Genomic DNA, 18,221 nt, shown 5'->3' with positions numbered 1-18,221 from the left:
AAGTTCGGTTTACTGTAAACTATAAACTAAATTCAAAACATGTTCAATATTCCAGATAAAAACAATCCCTTTCCATTAAACGGATATAATAAACTTTGTTTTTTAAAAAATATCATTCAAAATCCAAATATCATAGTGGGCGATTATACCTATTATGATGATTTTGACGATGTGGAAAATTTTGAAAAGAACGTCAAATACCATTTTGATTTTACAGGGGATAAATTAATCATTGGTAAATTTTGCATGATTGCATCAGGAGTCAAATTTATTATGAATGGAGCTAATCATCTCACGGAAGCCATTTCGGCTTATCCGTTTGCTATTTTTGGACACGATTGGCAACACGCTATGGAAGGCAAATCGTATCCAACTAAAGGTGACACGGTAATAGGCAACGATGTTTGGATAGGTCATAATGCCACGATTATGGCTGGCGTTACTATAGGTGATGGCGCCATTATTGCGACCAACGCCACGGTTACCAAAGACGTATCGCCCTACACTATTGTAGGCGGTAATCCCGCGCAAGTAATCCGCAAACGCTTCTCTGACGAGGTTATTGACCTTTTATTAGAAAAGCAATGGTGGCATTGGGATATTGAAAAAATCACCCAAAATGTACAACTTCTTACAAGTAACGATTTTGATAAATTAACAACAATCTAATGGCACAAAATTATTTGATTACCATTATAGGTCCCACAGCTATTGGCAAAACAGCTTTGGCTATTCAACTAGCTAATCATTTTGGTTGCGAGATTATTTCTTGTGATAGCCGTCAGTTTTTTAAGGAAATGTGTATCGGAACGGCTGTGCCTTCACAGGAAGAATTAGCACAAGCACCACATCATTTTATTCAAAACAAATCCATTTTTGAAAGTTACTCAGTTGGTGATTATGAAGTTGAAGCCTTAGCAAGGCTGGAGGAGTTATTCCAAAAAAACAACATCCAAGTGCTTGTGGGGGGTAGTGGCCTGTATGTAGATGCCGTGTTAAAAGGGTTTGATGAATTTCCTGATATTGATGCTTCGGTACGTGAAACCGTTAACCGCAAATATGATGAATTAGGTATCTCCTATCTTCTAGATAATTTAAAAAAATTAGACCCTGAATATTATCAAAAAATAGCGAGCGAAAATCCACAAACGCTTCAAAACCCACAACGTATGAAACGCTTTGTAGAAGTTTGTATCGGTTCAGGGCAACCTTACTCTAGTTTTTTAGGCAAACGCAAAAATCCACGCAACTTCACGCCTATAATTATTGGTCTAGAAGCAGACCGTACGTTGATGTATGAACGCATTAACCTTAGAGTTGACTTGATGATGCAACAAGGCTTATTGGAAGAAGTTAAAACTCTTTTACCGCACAAAGAATTGAACGCCTTACAAACTGTGGGCTATCGCGAATTATTTGATTATTTTGAAGGAAAAATTTCTTTAGAAGAAGCCATTGACCAAATTAAAATGAATACGCGTCGTTTTGCCAAACGCCAAATGACTTGGTTCAAACGTACAGAAAATACACAATGGTTTGATTTTAAAACCGAATTAGTTGAAGTTATTAAAAGTATTGAAACAAAAATGGGAAGCTAAAACTTCCCATTTCTTTTAGTCCAAACTCAAAGTAATCTGACCATCATCTTCTAAAGTGATGTTGTAATCTGTTAAATCGTTTCCTTCACCATTTTCGTTATCTTGACGCACTATTTCTGTGGGATGCACTTCAATAGGTTCTTCATACGGCAATGGTTCAAGCATACTAATCTGTTTGATTTTGTCAGCTGTCAATTGGTTTCCGAGAGCTTTTATTCCTTTTACAGCAATAAATTGTTCCAAATCAACTGTCATATTTTCTTTTTGAACACCTCCTTTTTTGGCAAATACAATTTCTGCCACTGGACGCCAATCGGTTGAAACAATTTCTAACTGTGATTTTTCATGTTCAGAAATAAACAGTTCTTCTTTGTTTTCGTTTTCCATCAAGAAACGTTTTACAAAATAACGTTCCTTTTCACCGTCATAATAAATAGCTGAAACAGGCTTTTTAGGATGCCATTTTTCCAAAACAATCATATCATCCTCAAAATGCGTGGTTAACTCTGGAATAACTGTTTTTATTTTACCTGATTGATGGATAATTAGCAAACGGTCATTGGGCTTAAACTCGCCTAGCAACTCCCCTCTTCCATCTACATTCAAACGTTGCACTGTGTCGTCAAACCATACCTTACGCGGGCGCAACGTAGAAATACCTCTTTCTTTTAACTCAATTTTCTTAATCGGATATTTAGCCACCGTGTTTCCTTTTGAAGCACGACCTTTAATCATAATTTCAGCAAAATCAACGTCCCATTTCAGTTTCTTCACGCTACCTACTTGGCGCAACAAAATCGTAACCGTTTCTGCTTCTCCATTAGGATTGGCAGAAAAATACAAGACTTGCGAACCTGCTTTTTCTTGGGTTAAATCATATTCTTTATCACGAGTTACCCCTGAAACATTAAAACGCTTTATAAACGATGGTCCTGATTTCCCATCGCGATAAATCATGTTATAAATGGTACGCTTATCATTTTTATCAAAAACAGCAATATGAATAATATCTTTGCCAATGAATTTTTTCTCGTCTACTTTAGTAATAATCATTTTACCATTACGCAAGAAACAAATTACATCGTCAATATCGGAACAATCCGCTACGTATTCGTCTTTCTTTAAACCAGTACCTATAAAACCTTCTTCTCGGTTTACATAGAGTTTTGTATTACGTAAAACTACTTTTGTCGCCTCAATATTCTCAAAATTTCTGATTTCAGTTTTACGCTCACGTCCTTTACCATATTTCTCTTTCAATCGGGCGAAGAAATCTATCGCAAACTGCGTCAAATGCTCTAAATGATGTTTTATTTGTGCAATTTCATCTTCCAATTTTGCAATCAATTCATCTGCTTTAGCCGAGTCGAAACGTGTGATACGAATCATTGGAATTTGGGTTAACTTTTGTAAATCCTCATCGACTATATCACGCAACAATAGATTTTTGAAAGGTTCAAAACGCTCGTACATATAGGTATATAATGATTCTTTATCGCTATATAACTTAAAGTCAATGTACATTTCTTCACGTATGAATATTTTTTCTAAGGTTGAAAAATGCCATTTGGTTTCCAACTCTGCCAATTGCACTTCTAGCTCTTGACGTAACAAATCGACAGTACGATGCGTAGACATTCTGAGCATATCAGAAACCCCAATAAACAAAGGTTTGTTGTCCTCAATAATACAGCCCAATGGAGAAATAGAAGTTTCACATGCCGTAAAAGCATACAACGCATCGATTGTTTTATCTGGAGAAACACCTGGTGGCAAGTGAATCAATATTTCAACTTCCGCTGCCGTATTGTCTTCAATTTTCTTGATTTTAATCTTCCCTTTATCATTCGCTTTCAAGATACTATCAATCAAGGAAGTTGTATTAGTAGAAAAAGGAATTTGTGTAATTACCAACGTTTGCTTATCCAATTGCGAAACCTTTGCACGCACGCGTACGCGACCGCCTCGCAATCCGTCATTATAATTAGACACATCAGCAATACCAGCCGTTGGAAAATCAGGATATAGTGTAAAGGCTTTACCTTTTAATATTTTAATTGAAGCGTCAATTAACTCATTGAAATTATGGGGTAAAATCTTAGTAGATAAACCTACAGCAATCCCTTCTCCACCCTGTGCTAATAGCAATGGGAATTTCACGGGCAAGTTAATGGGTTCTGCACGACGACCATCATACGACAAGCCCCATTCGGTTATTTTAGGAGAATATAAAACTTCAAGAGCAAATTTACTCAATCGTGCCTCAATATAACGGGATGCCGCAGCACCATCTCCCGTTAGTATATTCCCCCAGTTTCCTTGGGTATCTATCAACAAGTCTTTTTGACCAATTTGCACCATGGCATCACCAATACTGGCATCACCGTGTGGGTGGTATTGCATGGTATGTCCTACCACATTGGCCACTTTATTGTAACGCCCGTCATCCAACTCTTTCATAGAGTGCATGATACGTCGCTGTACAGGTTTAAAACCATCTTCTATAGCAGGCACCGCACGCTCCAAGATTACATAAGAAGCATAATCCAAGAACCAATCCTTATACATCCCCGTTACCTTAGTAATGGTCGCATCAGGATTTTCCTCATCATGGTCGTAAAAATGTTCCCCTTCAAAATGTCCTTCCGTAGTAGGATTTTCTTCGGCTTGGTTTTCGTCTTGTGGGGTTAAATCTTCTATATTTTCGTTTTCTTCTTGCATAATCATATTTTTGTTACACGAAGTTTCTCAAAGTACTTCACAATGTTTCACAAAGTTTTTTAAACTTCTTTGACTTTGTGCTAAACTTAGGGTGACTTTGTGTAACCATTCTTACGAAATTATCTTTTTAAATTCTTCTACTGTTGGCAACACTGTTTTGTATTTACTAGCGAATATTTGGTCATTTTCTTCTGGCAATGAATATTCTACTAACAAATCGCTTTTATTTTGACATAAAATTATTCCAATAGTTTTGTTTTCGTCTTCCAAACGCATTTCTCTATCGTAATAATTGACATACATTTGCATTTGTCCTAAATCTTGATGTTTGAGTTCGCCAATTTTCAAATCAATTAACACAAAACATTTTAAAACTCGGTTATAAAACACTAAATCAATATAAAAATGTTTTTCATCAAAAGAAATCCGTTTTTGACGCGCCACAAAGGTAAATCCGTGGCCTAATTCCATCAAAAAGGCTTCTAATTTGTCTATCATTTCAGTTTCAAGTTCTTCTTCCGTATACTGTGCTTTTTCAGCAAATCCCAAAAACTCTAATATATACGGGTCTTTTATTAAATCTTTTGGTTTTTCGATAATTTGACCTTCTTGGGCAAGTTTTAATACTTCTTCTTTATCTCTACTTAATGACAATCTTGCAAATAATGCTGAATTGTATTGACGTTTTAATTCACGAACACTCCAATTGTGCTTGATAGATTCTATTTCGTAGAAGTTACGCTCTAGTTTATCTTCTATGCTAATTAAAAAAACATAATGTGTCCATGTCAATCTAAACTCCGCAGTCTGTGTCTGCGCTTTTTTATCAATACCAAAAATCTGAGATTGAATCTCATATTTTGAACTTTCAGATTTCCGCGTCACTGACGCGGAAATTTCAATATTAGAAATCCGAGTCAGTGATGCGGAATTTGAATATACAATATAAAACTTCCTAAATCGTTCTAAATTATCAACTGAAAAACCTCTTCCAAACTCTGTTGTTAACCTATCTGATAATAATTTGAGTAGCTGTTTTCCATATTCAGCCCTATCTTCTCCTTTTTGCTCTTCTTCTACTATTTTCCGTCCAATTTCATAATTAGTCATAACCAAAGTTTGATTAACGGTACGAAGTAACTGCTGTTGTGAACTTTTAACAATAGTAATCACCTCCTGAAAGAAATTGTTTTCAGGGTTGAGGGATGTTTTATTGTTTAATTGTTTGTACATTAATGAGTTTCACTAAGTCTCACAAAGTTTAGCACAAAGCTTCACTATGTTATTAAATAACTAATCTTTTTATTCCGTCTTTTAATGATCTTTTATAAAAGTTTAAAAGTAATCCCAATCTACAATCTGCTAGTCGCATATAAGTCAAACATTGTGCAGTATGTTCGATTGTAAATTCTTCAACTACTTTTAACTCGATAATAACTTTATCATTTACTATTATATCTACTCTATATCCGCAATCAAATTTGATATCTTCATAAACTACTGGAAATCCTTTTTCTTGTTTAACATTTAATCCACATTTTTCTAATTCATAAGCTAAACACTCTCTATATACTTTTTCCAATAATCCTGAGCCTAATTTTGTATGAACTTTATAAGCACAGTCTAAAATTATTTTACTGATATCGTTTTCTTCTTGCATATTCATTTTTTTTGTTTCACAATGTTTTTCAAAGTACTTCACAATGTTTCACAAAGTTTTTTAATTTCATTGACTTTGTGCTTAACTTAGTGTGACTCAGTGTGACCTTTTCTCAATAAATAGTAATAACACTAAATTTCTCAAAGTTAAACCTAAAAAACTTCTTTGACTTCGTGCCAAACTTTGTGTGACTTTGTGCTACGACGTCAACTCCTCCACCGTATCCAACTCCACTTTCAGATTCTTGATAATAAACTCCTGACGGTCAGGAGTATTTTTACCCATATAGAATTCTAATAATTTTTCGATAGAAGTCGCTTTGTCCAACATTACAGGGTCTAAACGAATATCTTCCCCTATAAAATGCTTGAACTCATCAGGTGAAATCTCCCCTAATCCCTTGAATCGGGTGATTTCTGGTTTTGGTTTTAGTTTTTCAATGGCATCTCTACGTTCTTCATCGCTATAACAATAAATCGTCTCTTTCTTGTTACGCACACGGAACAAAGGCGTTTGCAAAATATACAAATGTCCTTCTTTGATGATTTCTGGAAAAAACTGCAAGAAAAAGGTAATTAACAACAAACGGATGTGCATCCCGTCGACATCGGCATCAGTTGCAATTACAATGTTGTTGTAACGCAAATCTTCCATGCTTTCTTCAATATTCAATGCGGCTTGAAGCAAATTGAATTCCTCATTTTCATACACTATCTTTTTGGTCATTCCATAGGTATTCAAAGGCTTTCCACGTAAACTAAATACCGCTTGAGTATTCACATCACGTGATTTCGTTATGGAACCCGAAGCTGAATCTCCCTCGGTAATGAACAAAGTACTCTCTAAACTACGTGAATTTTTAGCATCGGTAAGATGTACACGACAGTCACGCAATTTCTTATTGTGTAAACTCGCTTTCTTAGCACGTTCTTTAGCCAACTTACGAATACCTGACAATTCTTTACGTTCACGTTCAGCTTGCAGAATTTTACGAAGTAATAAATCGGCAATTTCAGGATTTTTATGTAAAAAGTTATCTAAATTCGTTTTGATGAAATCATTAACATAAGTACGAACAGATGGCGAATTAGGTCCCATATCGGTAGAACCTAATTTGGTTTTCGTTTGCGATTCAAAGACAGGTTCTTCTACTTTAACCGAAATAGCAGAAACTATCGATTTACGAATATCAGATGCCTCAAAACTTTTATTGTAAAACTCTTTTATCGTACGAACTATAGCCTCACGAAATGCTCCCAAGTGTGTACCTCCTTGAGTTGTATTTTGACCATTAACAAACGAGTAATATTCTTCCGAATACTGTGTTTTACTATGGGTCATGGCAATTTCGATATCTTCACCAGTCAGGTGAATGATAGGATATTGCATATCTTCTTCAGTAATGGTCTCCTCTAACAAATCTTTCAATCCATTTTCAGAGAAGAATTTTTCACCATTATAAACTATTGTCAATCCTTTATTAAGATAACAATAGTTTTTTAACATCCTAACAATGTATTCGTTACGATACTTATAATTTTTAAAAATCGTATCATCTGCTATAAAACTAACTTTGGTACCTTTACGCTTAGTAGTCTCTATAACATCTTCTTCTAAGGTAAGTGTTCCAGCAGAAAATTCGGCTGCTTTTTGTTGATTATCACGTACTGATTCTACTCTAAAGAAAGTAGAGAGTGCATTTACTGCTTTAGTACCGACTCCATTTAAACCAACTGATTTTTTGAAAGCTTTTGAATCGTATTTTCCTCCCGTATTCATTTTAGAAACTACATCTACTACTTTCCCTAAAGGAATACCACGTCCGTAGTCACGCACCGTTACGGTACGATCTTTAAGAGTAACTTCTATGGTTCTTCCTGCCCCCATCACAAACTCGTCGATACAGTTATCTAGAACCTCTTTTACTAAAATATAAATACCATCATCAGGAGATGACCCATCTCCCAATTTACCAATGTACATCCCAGGACGCATACGGATATGTTCCCTCCAGTCGAGAGAACGAATATTGTCTTCGGTGTATTGATTTTGTTCGAACATAAATAAAAAATCGATTTGGTGCTAAGATACTTGAAAAGTATGTAAAAAGAAAATAAAACAACCTATTAACAAAAATAAATAAAGAAAAAAAATACATACATTATTATTTTATTAACATTTTTTTTAGATATTTGATAAAACAATAACCTAAAAAAAATAAATATGAAAAAAATTCATTGCTTATTATTACTAATAATGACTTGGACAGGTTTTACTCAAAACTTCATAAAAGGATCTATTAAAGACACTGGAGGCCTAGGAATTCCAGGAGTTAACATTATTGCTAACAATGCAGGTTCTACTACATCTGATTTTGATGGTGGTTTTTCTTTAAAACTAAATCCAGGAAAGCATACCTTAAAATTCAATTATATGGGGTACAAAACAGAAGTTAGAGAAATTGAAATGAAGGACCAAAATATTGAACTAAACATAATACTTCAAGAAGAAAATAAAAGTCTAGACGAAGTAGTTGTAGTAGGCACTAGAACAGCTCCCCGAAGTAATACTACCACTCCCCTACCTGTAGACTTATTATCTTCTAAAGAACTAGCTTCAACAGGGCAAGCAACATTTGATAAAGCATTACAATATAGAATTCCCTCATTTAATACCGTTCAAACTCCTGTAAATGACGCTACATCTTTATTAGATCCCTATGAGATACGAAATATGGGACCTAGCCGTACATTAATATTAATAAACGGCAAACGTAAAAACATGAGTGCCTTAGTATATACACAAACCTCTCCTGGACGTGGCGAAACAGGATCTGATATTTCTGCTATTCCGCAAGACGCTATTGAAAGAGTTGAAATATTACGTGATGGTGCCTCAGCTCAATACGGATCCGATGCTATTGCTGGGGTTATGAACATCATACTAAAAAACAATCCTAATTCAGGTTCTACCACTCTACGAACAGGAATTACAGGAAAAGGAGATGGAAAAATGATTGGCGCAAGCCTTAATAATGGCACCACTGCTTTTAACGAAAAAGGGTTTATTAATTACACCTTAGATTTTTCCAAAGTAACTTTAGCTAATAGACCAGGCACTGTTGATGCACAAGGTGAAGCTAAAGATTTTGGTGCCAACATAACAGATGTACAAGATTTTCTAAACAGACATCCAGATGCAGGCAACATAAATGGAGCGCCTGCAACCGCAACTGCTAAATTTGAAATCAATGGAGGCGTAGATACATCTGAAAATTCAAAATTATATTTCAATGGTGCTTATGTTTACAAAAAAGTAAATTCATTTGCAAACTACAGAACTCCCTACTGGAGAACCTTAACAGACTATCCTTTTTTAAATCAATTATTCCCAGGAAATGGAAAAAATGGATATGATGGATATGCCCCTACATTTGAAGGAGATCTTAACGATTACAATGCTACCTTAGGCTTAAAATCAACCAAAAACGGATGGAATACTGATTTAAGCATCACTTTTGGAGGTAATATGCAAGAATACACAGTAAACAATTCATTTAACCGTTCTAATATTCTAGATAGTAACGGTGCCAATCTTTATCTTCAAAACAGTCCTATTTCATTTAAACCAGGAGGAACAAAATTTGATCACATAGTAGGAAATATAGACATAAATAAAAATTTAACTGATAAAATCAGTTTTGCTATAGGCACAGAGTTCAGAACTGAAAACTTTACCATTATTGAAGGAGACAAAGCTTCTTGGGATGGAATGGGTGCCGATTCATTTGCTGGCAACAGACCCGAAAACTCAGGAAAATTCAATCGCTATAACATTGGAGGATATATAGCAACCACAATAGATTTTACAAAAGATTTTCTACTAGATGCTACTTTACGTGGTGAAAATTACAGTGACTTTGGTACAACTTACATCGGTAAATTAAGTGGCAGATATAAATTTTTAGATGACAAAATAACATTAAGAGCATCTATATCATCTGGATTCAGAGCTCCTTCATTACATCAAATTTACACCCAAAAATCTCAATATAGCTTTTTCCCAGGACAAGGTGTTTTAGCAAGCGGATTAGTAAACAATGTATCACCTCAAGCACGTCAAATGGGAATTGAAAAACTAAAAGCTGAAAAATCTGAAAATTACACAATTGGACTAGGTTTTAAACCAATGAAAAACATAACATTAACACTTGACTACTACCACATCAATGTTTACGACAGAATCGTTTTAAGTGATGAAATTAAAGATGTAACTATTAACGGAAAAAATCTCGGAACATTATCTTTCTTTACTAACGCTTTGGATACAAGAACAAGAGGTATTGATGTTGTTGCAGGCATACGAAACATTAAATTAGGAAGTGGAGATTTAGGATTTAATTTATCTGGAAATTACACATTTGAAAACTGGAATACCAATAAAATCCCTGTAAAGTTCGGAAAAGATCTTATAGATGCCACACAACAGCATTTATTATTTACTTCTCGTCCTAAAACTAAATGGATTTTAGGAACTAATTATGACATTGGAAAATTTGGTTTCTCATTAAACAATACCTTATTTGGAAAAACAGTATTCAAACAAGCTGGATTAGATTCTAATTTAAGAACTGAATTCAAACCAAAAGTCGTAACTGACTTAGGAATAAATTTTAATCCCACAAACAAATTAACTTTCGCCTTAAACATCAATAACTTATTTAATATTTTACCTAAATGGGAATTTAAAGCTGAAAATAGTACGGGAGAAGCTAGTTTAACAGACCCTAATTTTGTAAAAACACAATCAAATTTAATTACTTTCAACCAACGTTATTCGCAGATGACCTATGACGGATACCATTTCAGCCAATTAGGAACTATGTTCAATCTATCTTTAAACTATAAATTTTAAAACAAAGAAGGCTGTCAAAATGACAGCCTTCTTTGTTACTAAATTATCCGGATACCTCGGAAATAATTTTCATAGGCACATTCAGAAGTAACCTCACTTTTGTAAAAAAATAAAACAATGACCCATTTTGATTTACAAATTTGGGTCATTTTTGTTTTTTAAAGGATTCAAATGTTTAAAAATAGGTTTTTGGGTCGCAACACGACGCACGTTCCCCTATGATGCTGGTCTTACATTTTTTTTATGCTACTAAAGTTTGCTGTTGTAGATAAATCCGTCTCCCTATTTCTAATGCATTGGCTGTGTGAATGCCAAAGAAAATCCAAAGGATCTCACTTTTTTGGGTTTTGGCTTTGATTTTCTTGAGATGGTAATGTTCCTTCTCCTTGCCAAAACTTCCTTCTAGTCGAGTAGCTCGTTCTTTCTTGATGTGTTGCGCTAAAATTTTGCGTTGTTCTTCATTTTTTCCAGCTTTTCCTTTACGTACAAAATCGGTTTGGATAGTATTGGTAGACGTGAAGGTTCGATTTTTATTGGTAGCATAAATGGCATCGGCTCCAAGTATTTTTACTTTTGTTTTAGTTAAATTCTGAGCGCAAAAAACACTGCTTTGCAGACGAGTTCCTTCGTTGAAAGCTCGATATTGAATGTGTTCGATGAAGTTAATGCCATCGATTTGAATTTTGTTTACTTTGGCTCCAAATTCAACTTGCTTTACTTCTTTCCCGCGAACAATTGGGCGGATATAACTTTTGCTAATACTTACAATCCTGTCTGGAACACTTTTACCAGTTTTAAATATCTGAATTTGTTGTTTGTATACTTGTTTGATAATCAGGCGCTGTTTGCTATATTTTGTAGTGGCTTCAAACGGATTTTGTGCTTCAATACGGCTAAGTTCGCCATTGAGTTTGTATAATAATTTAAGTAAACCTCGGGTAACTTTTGTGCGATGTTTTGATTGTTTTTTTCTCTTTTTTGAATATTGATTGTATCGCTTACACCAATCTAAATATTTAGTTCTTGGTAGTTTTATTTTAAACAAATGACACAAAGCTTCCATTTGCTTATAATTCCACTGTACACACTCCCAAAGCAATTTCTGGTTCGTAGGAAAGCGCACTTCACTCTCGTAACAAGTAGCATCCGTAAGCATTTTATCTAAATCTCCCATATAAGGAATCCAGTTCTTAGCTAGTACTTCTTGAGCTTTGCCAATGGTTAAAGTCTTGGATAGCTCCATTCTGATTTGACTCACGATTTTAAAGTTTTTCAAAGGTTTATCAATCGGAATCAGAATATCACAAAAAAATTGCATAAAGATATTTCCATTGAGAAGTTCAATCAACTTTTTATCCGAACAACCGTAGTAGTTTTTAAGCATCATCAGAGCAATTTTGCCTTTAGGACTAAAATAACAATGAGTCCCTTTTTGAGAATCTTTCAGTTTGAAGGCTTGAGCAAGCTCTGAAAAAGGCATCGAAAGATAAATTTTACCCAAATCTGTTTTTAAAAATTGGGCGTAAAAACCATCAAAATCTTTATTGATAGTAAAAAATGGAATTTGGTATTGAAATTCGCTTAAACGTATTATTTTTGGCATAGCATTTAAAGAAAAACCCCGTTTTTGACTCTTTTTGAGCAATTTCGGGGTTTGTTTCTTCTAAAATAACACTTATTTTGTTGATATGCAAGTGTTTGGGTAATTATGAATGTGCCTTCATATAATCGATTCTTAGAAAGTAAGCTCTACATTACTAGTACACCTTCTTATAAACCAATATTAAAAATACCAATAACCAAGCTATACATTAAACCTAAAGTGCATCACATCACCATCCTTCACTATATACTCCTTACCTTCCACACGCAATTTACCAGCTTCCTTCACCTTACTTTCAGAACCAAAAGTCACATAATCGTCATAAGCAATCACCTCTGCACGGATAAACCCTTTCTCAAAATCCGAGTGAATCACACCCGCAGCTTTCGGAGCCGTATCTCCAACTTGAATTGTCCAAGCACGAACCTCCTTCACCCCAGCCGTAAAATACGTCTGTAAATTCAATAATTTATATGCAGAACGAATCAACTTCGACACACCAGGCTCCTCTAACCCCATGTCTCCTAAAAACATCTGACGCTCTTCATAAGTTTCTAACTCCGTAATATCCGCTTCAGTAGCAACCGCTAACACAATCACCTGCGCATTCTCATCCTTCACCAACTCTTTCACTTGCTCAACATACGCATTCCCATTAGCTGCCGATGCTTCATCCACATTACACACATACAACACAGGCTTTGAAGTAATCAGCTGAATCATATCTAAACAATCCGCCTCATCCTGATTTTTAGGCTCAATTACACGAGCCGATTTCCCCTCTAACAAAACCGTCTTAATACGCTCTAATAAATCCGCTTCAACAATCGCTTCTTTATTTCCAGACTTAGCCGTTTTCTTAGCCTTATCTAAACGTTTTTCAACTGTCTCAAGGTCTTTCAATTGCAATTCAATATCAATCGTCTCTTTGTCACGAATCGGGTTCACATTCCCATCCACGTGCACAATATTATCATTATCAAAACAACGCAACACATGAATAATTGCGTTACATTCGCGAATATTACCCAAAAACTGATTTCCTAATCCTTCCCCTTTACTCGCACCTTTTACCAATCCGGCAATATCCACAATCTCTACAGTCGCAGGCAACACACGCTCTGGATTAACCAATTCTTCTAATTTTTCCAAACGCGGGTCTGGTACATTCACCACCCCAATATTCGGTTCAATCGTACAAAACGGAAAATTAGCACTCTGTGCCTTCGCATTCGACAAACAATTGAATAAAGTTGATTTTCCTACATTCGGTAAGCCTACAATACCTGCTTTCATGGTTAATTATTTTTAAAAAGTCTGCAAATATAGCCTTTTTATCCTTCAAATACTAATTTTTTGGGCGTGCCCCGCCTCAAACAAAACTTTCGTGAGCCTTTGGCGCGAGTTCTACCTTTCGTCGGGTCGCGTGCTTCGCGCTACACGGTAGCTTGCTACGCCCGCTCACGCGGTGATTTCGGTTTGATAGCACAAACGCGCATAAAACAAAAAACCCTTCATCGTTTCGGATGAAGGGTTTCCAAAGAAAGGCAGCGACCTACTCTCCCACAGGATGCAGTACCATCGGCGCAGGCGGGCTTAACTTCTCTGTTCGAAATGGGAAGAGGTGAGCCCCGCCGCAATAACCACCTTAAGGTTTTGGTTTGGGGTTTCAAGTTTTATTTGTTTCAAGTTAGGTAACTTGGAACTTTAAACTTGGAACTTCAAACGCAGCTTTGCTGCTATATTTTAACATATTGAGATAAATATTCAATTTGGAAAGAATTTTACGCCCCACCCTTGCTCCTCCCCTTTGGGGAGGTTGGGTGGGGCACCAATAAGCTTACGGGTTATTAGTACTACTTGACTGTGACATTACTGCCTTTACATCTATAGCCTATCAACGTGGTGATCTTCCACGACCCTTAAAAGAAATCTCATCTTGTGGTGGGTTTCGCGCTTATATGCTTTCAGCGCTTATCCCTTCCCAACGTAGCTACTCTGCGGTGCTCCTGGCGGAACAACAGATACACCAGCGGTTGGTCCAACTCGGTCCTCTCGTACTAGAGTCAGATCCACTCAAATTTCTAACGCCCACAGTAGATAGAGACCGAACTGTCTCACGACGTTCTGAACCCAGCTCGCGTGCCACTTTAATGGGCGAACAGCCCAACCCTTGGGACCTTCTCCAGCCCCAGGATGTGACGAGCCGACATCGAGGTGCCAAACCCCCCCGTCGATATGAGCTCTTGGGGGAGATCAGCCTGTTATCCCCGGCGTACCTTTTATCCTTTGAGCGATGGCCCTTCCATGCGGAACCACCGGATCACTATGCTCTACTTTCGTACCTGATCGACCTGTATGTCTCTCAGTCAAGCTCCCTTATGCCATTGCACTCTACGCACGGTTACCAAGCGTGCTGAGGGAACCTTTAGAAGCCTCCGTTACTCTTTTGGAGGCGACCACCCCAGTCAAACTACCCACCAAGCAATGTCCCCGCCAGGGGCGGGTTAGATCTCAGATAAGCAAAGGGTGGTATTTCAACAATGACTCCACAACGCCTGGCGACGCCATTTCATAGTCTCCCACCTATCCTACACATCACTTATCCAAGACCAATACTAAGCTATAGTAAAGGTGCACAGGGTCTTTTCGTCCCACTGCGGGTAATCGGCATCTTCACCGATACTACAATTTCACCGAGCTCATGGCTGAGACAGTGTCCAGATCGTTACACCATTCGTGCAGGTCGGAACTTACCCGACAAGGAATTTCGCTACCTTAGGACCGTTATAGTTACGGCCGCCGTTTACTGGGGCTTCAATTCAATGCTTCTGATTGCTCATAACATCTCCTCTTAACCTTCCAGCACCGGGCAGGTGTCAGGCCCTATACGTCATCTTACGATTTTGCAGAGCCCTGTGTTTTTGATAAACAGTCGCCTGGACCTTTTCACTGCGGCCAGCTTGCGCTGGCGACCTTTCTCCCGAAGTTACAGGTCTATTTTGCCTAATTCCTTAGCCATGAATCTCTCGAGCGCCTTAGGATACTCTCCTCAACTACCTGTGTCGGTTTACGGTACGGGTACTTATAATCTATGTTTAGAAGGTTTTCTTGGCAGCCTTTAGGTACTCTATCCCTTTGTCCGAAGACTCCGAGTACTATCGCATTTCACCAGTCCCAGCGGATTTGCCTACTGGGCCTATAGTTAGGTGCTTTAACGAACTATTCCGTCAGTTCGCGGTACTTTCACCACTGCGTCGCTCCATCACAATTATAAGTAGTACGGGAATATTAACCCGTTGGCCATCGACTGTTCCTTTCGGATTCGCCTTAGGACCCGACTAACCCGCAGCTGATTAGCATAGCTGCGGAAACCTTAGTTTTGCGGCGGGGGTGTTTCTCGCACCCCTTATCGTTACTTATGCCTACATTTTCTTTTCTAACTTCTCCAGCATCTCTCACAAGACACCTTCGGCGATGTTAGAATGCTCCCCTACCACTTGTACAGTGTACAAATCCATAGCTTCGGTAGTATGCTTATGCCCGATTATTATCCATGCTCGATCGCTCGACTAGTGAGCTGTTACGCACTCTTTAAATGAATGGCTGCTTCCAAGCCAACATCCTAGCTGTCGATGCAATCAAACCGCGTTTGTTCAACTTAGCATACATTTGGGGACCTTAGCTGATGGTCTGGGTTCTTTCCCTCTCGGACTTGGACCTTAGCACCCAAGCCCTCACTGCTGTGTATATTATATAGCATTCGGAGTTTGTCAGGAATTGGTAGGCGGTGAAGCCCCCGCATCCAATCAGTAGCTCTACCTCTATATAACTCTACCACAGCGCTGCACCTAAATGCATTTCGGGGAGTACGAGCTATTTCCGAGTTTGATTGGCCTTTCACCCCTACCCACAGGTCATCCGAAGACTTTTCAACGTCAACCGGTTCGGACCTCCACTGTGTGTTACCACAGCTTCATCCTGCCCATGGGTAGATCACACGGTTTCGCGTCTACCACTACTGACTATAGCGCCCTATTCAGACTCGCTTTCGCTACGGATCCGTGACTTAATCACTTAACCTTGCCAGTAACGGTAACTCGTAGGCTCATTATGCAAAAGGCACGCCGTCACAGCTTATGCTGCTCCGACCGCTTGTAGGCGTATGGTTTCAGGTTCTTTTTCACTCCGTTATTCACGGTTCTTTTCACCTTTCCCTCACGGTACTGGTTCACTATCGGTCTCTCAGGAGTATTTAGCCTTAGCGGATGGTCCCGCCAGATTCAGACAGGGTTTCTCGTGCCCCGCCCTACTCAGGATACCACTATTCTTTATATTCTTTGCTTATACGGGACTTTCACCTTCTTTGGTTAACCTTTCCAGGTTATTCTAATTCTGTTTATAAGAAATATTGTGGTCCTACAACCCCGTTATTGCCGTAACAACAACGGTTTGGGCTATTCCGCGTTCGCTCGCCACTACTTACGGAATCACTTTTGTTTTCTTCTCCTCCGCCTACTTAGATGTTTCAGTTCAGCGGGTTTGCCTCCTATTGGATAATGCATCTTCAATGCATTGGGTTGCCCCATTGGGATATCTACGGATCTATTCGTGTGTGCCAATCCCCGTAGCTTTTCGCAGCTTATCACGTCCTTCTTCGCCTCTGAGAGCCTAGGCATCCCCCATACGCCCTTATTTTGCTTATTGTTTTCTTTTTTTTAGTGATTAGTTCTTAGTAATTAGTGACTAGCCCTAAGACTAATTACTATTCACTCTGTACTAATTACTAAAGTGTTCTTTCTACTTGTTTGTATGTTTATCTCAATATGTCAATGAACTTTATTCAATTTGAAGATTTGATGATTCGTTAATTTGAAGATGTTATTCATTTTCAAATTTTCAAATCAATTCATTTTCAAATCAATTTGGTGGAGAATATCGGAGTCGAACCGATGACCTCCTGCGTGCAAGGCAGGCGCTCTAGCCAGCTGAGCTAATCCCCCATTCTTTTTCTATTTTGAATGTTGATTTATATATTTTGAATTATTTTTCAAATTCATGATTTAAAATTTATAATTCAAAATTCGCTTCTAGAATTTCCTTTTAAACTTAATTTTTTTAAATTTTCAAATTAATCAATTTTCAAATTTGTTTGTAGTCCCGGGCAGACTCGAACTGCCGACCCCTACATTATCAGTGTAGTACTCTAACCAGCTGAGCTACGAGACTCTGTATTTTAAGTCTTTTTTTTTTTTGAATTAACAGCGAGAGTAAGGGTCTATTTTCTTTTTTTTGTCTCTAGAAAGGAGGTGTTCCAGCCGCACCTTCCGGTACGGCTACCTTGTTACGACTTAGCCCTAGTTACCAGTTTTACCCTAGGCAGCTCCTTGCGGTCACCGACTTCAGGTACCCCCAGCTTCCATGGCTTGACGGGCGGTGTGTACAAGGCCCGGGAACGTATTCACCGCAGCATGGCTGATCTGCGATTACTAGCGAATCCAGCTTCACGGAGTCGAGTTGCAGACTCCGATCCGAACTGAGAACGGTTTTGTAGATTCGCGCCTACTTGCGTAGTGGCTGCTCTCTGTACCGTCCATTGTAGCACGTGTGTAGCCCAAGGCGTAAGGGCCGTGATGATTTGACGTCATCCCCACCTTCCTCACGGTTTGCACCGGCAGTCTTGCTAGAGTTCCCGACTTGACTCGCTGGCAACTAGCAACAGGGG

At 37.9% G+C, this 18,221-nt stretch carries 9 protein-coding genes, 2 tRNA genes and 3 rRNA genes (1 of these 14 running past the window's edge); 3 read left to right on the top strand and 11 right to left on the bottom strand.

From position 1 onward, the window contains the following. Positions 1-39 precede the first annotated feature (39 nt). Together AWN65_RS02460 and miaA are read left to right on the top strand one after the other, a co-directional pair. On the top strand, positions 40-669 hold the full coding sequence (locus AWN65_RS02460) for a CatB-related O-acetyltransferase (RefSeq protein ID WP_060381712.1): 630 nt from the start codon (positions 40-42) through the stop codon (positions 667-669). Further along, positions 669-1,598 (top strand): tRNA (adenosine(37)-N6)-dimethylallyltransferase MiaA, encoded by a 930-nt coding sequence (gene miaA, locus AWN65_RS02455; RefSeq protein WP_060381711.1) that lies wholly within the window; start codon positions 669-671, stop codon positions 1,596-1,598. The genes AWN65_RS02460 and miaA overlap by 1 nt, the downstream gene beginning before the upstream one ends. A gap of 15 nt (positions 1,599-1,613) precedes the next feature. Here the strand turns inward: miaA and AWN65_RS02450 are convergent, their stop codons facing one another. The 4 genes from AWN65_RS02450 to AWN65_RS02435 all read right to left on the bottom strand — a co-directional run bounded on the left by AWN65_RS02450 (position 1,614) and on the right by AWN65_RS02435 (position 8,040). Further along, positions 1,614-4,319, bottom strand: coding sequence for a DNA gyrase/topoisomerase IV subunit A (locus AWN65_RS02450; protein ID WP_060383800.1), 2,706 nt, complete (start codon positions 4,317-4,319; stop codon positions 1,614-1,616). Positions 4,320-4,430: 111 nt separating this feature from the next. Then, entirely contained in the window at positions 4,431-5,552 is a 1,122-nt protein-coding gene (locus tag AWN65_RS02445; RefSeq protein ID WP_060381710.1) for a PDDEXK nuclease domain-containing protein, read from the bottom strand. A gap of 52 nt (positions 5,553-5,604) precedes the next feature. Next, complete coding sequence (locus tag AWN65_RS02440) at positions 5,605-5,985, bottom strand: GxxExxY protein (protein ID WP_060381709.1); 381 nt, start codon at positions 5,983-5,985, stop codon at positions 5,605-5,607. A 192-nt stretch (positions 5,986-6,177) separates the two neighbouring features. Beyond that, complete coding sequence (locus AWN65_RS02435; protein WP_060381708.1) at positions 6,178-8,040, bottom strand: DNA topoisomerase IV subunit B; 1,863 nt, start codon at positions 8,038-8,040, stop codon at positions 6,178-6,180. Between the two features lie 162 nt (positions 8,041-8,202). Between AWN65_RS02435 and AWN65_RS02430 the strand changes: the two genes are divergently transcribed. Beyond that, positions 8,203-10,893, top strand: a complete 2,691-nt coding sequence (locus AWN65_RS02430; RefSeq protein WP_060381707.1) for a TonB-dependent receptor — start codon at positions 8,203-8,205, stop codon at positions 10,891-10,893. A gap of 241 nt (positions 10,894-11,134) precedes the next feature. On the opposite strand, the gene AWN65_RS15140 is transcribed toward AWN65_RS02430, so the two are convergent. The 7 genes from AWN65_RS15140 to AWN65_RS02395 form a co-directional block, all read right to left on the bottom strand. Then, positions 11,135-12,496 carry a hypothetical protein gene (locus AWN65_RS15140; RefSeq protein ID WP_063744209.1) on the bottom strand — a complete coding sequence of 454 codons (1,362 nt, stop codon included), beginning with the start codon at positions 12,494-12,496 and terminating at the stop codon, positions 11,135-11,137. A 201-nt stretch (positions 12,497-12,697) separates the two neighbouring features. Beyond that, positions 12,698-13,792 carry a redox-regulated ATPase YchF gene (gene ychF, locus AWN65_RS02420; RefSeq protein WP_060381706.1) on the bottom strand — a complete coding sequence of 365 codons (1,095 nt, stop codon included), beginning with the start codon at positions 13,790-13,792 and terminating at the stop codon, positions 12,698-12,700. Positions 13,793-14,038: 246 nt separating this feature from the next. After that, positions 14,039-14,147: ribosomal RNA gene (rrf, locus tag AWN65_RS02415) — 5S ribosomal RNA — on the bottom strand. A gap of 179 nt (positions 14,148-14,326) precedes the next feature. After that, a 23S ribosomal RNA gene (locus tag AWN65_RS02410) occupies positions 14,327-17,203 on the bottom strand. A gap of 219 nt (positions 17,204-17,422) precedes the next feature. Next, positions 17,423-17,499, bottom strand: a tRNA-Ala gene (locus tag AWN65_RS02405). Positions 17,500-17,651: 152 nt separating this feature from the next. After that, positions 17,652-17,725: transfer RNA gene (locus AWN65_RS02400), tRNA-Ile, on the bottom strand. Between the two features lie 73 nt (positions 17,726-17,798). Beyond that, positions 17,799-18,221 (bottom strand): 16S ribosomal RNA (locus tag AWN65_RS02395) (it continues 1,093 nt past the right edge of the window). Together the 16S, 23S and 5S rRNA genes with 2 tRNA genes alongside form the textbook arrangement of a ribosomal RNA operon.

It is taken from the genome of Flavobacterium covae (genome assembly GCF_001534645.1).
Lineage (GTDB): Bacteria > Bacteroidota > Bacteroidia > Flavobacteriales > Flavobacteriaceae > Flavobacterium > Flavobacterium covae.
Note: the sequence above shows the minus strand (reverse complement) of the source record. Positions and strands in the feature narration are given on the sequence as shown.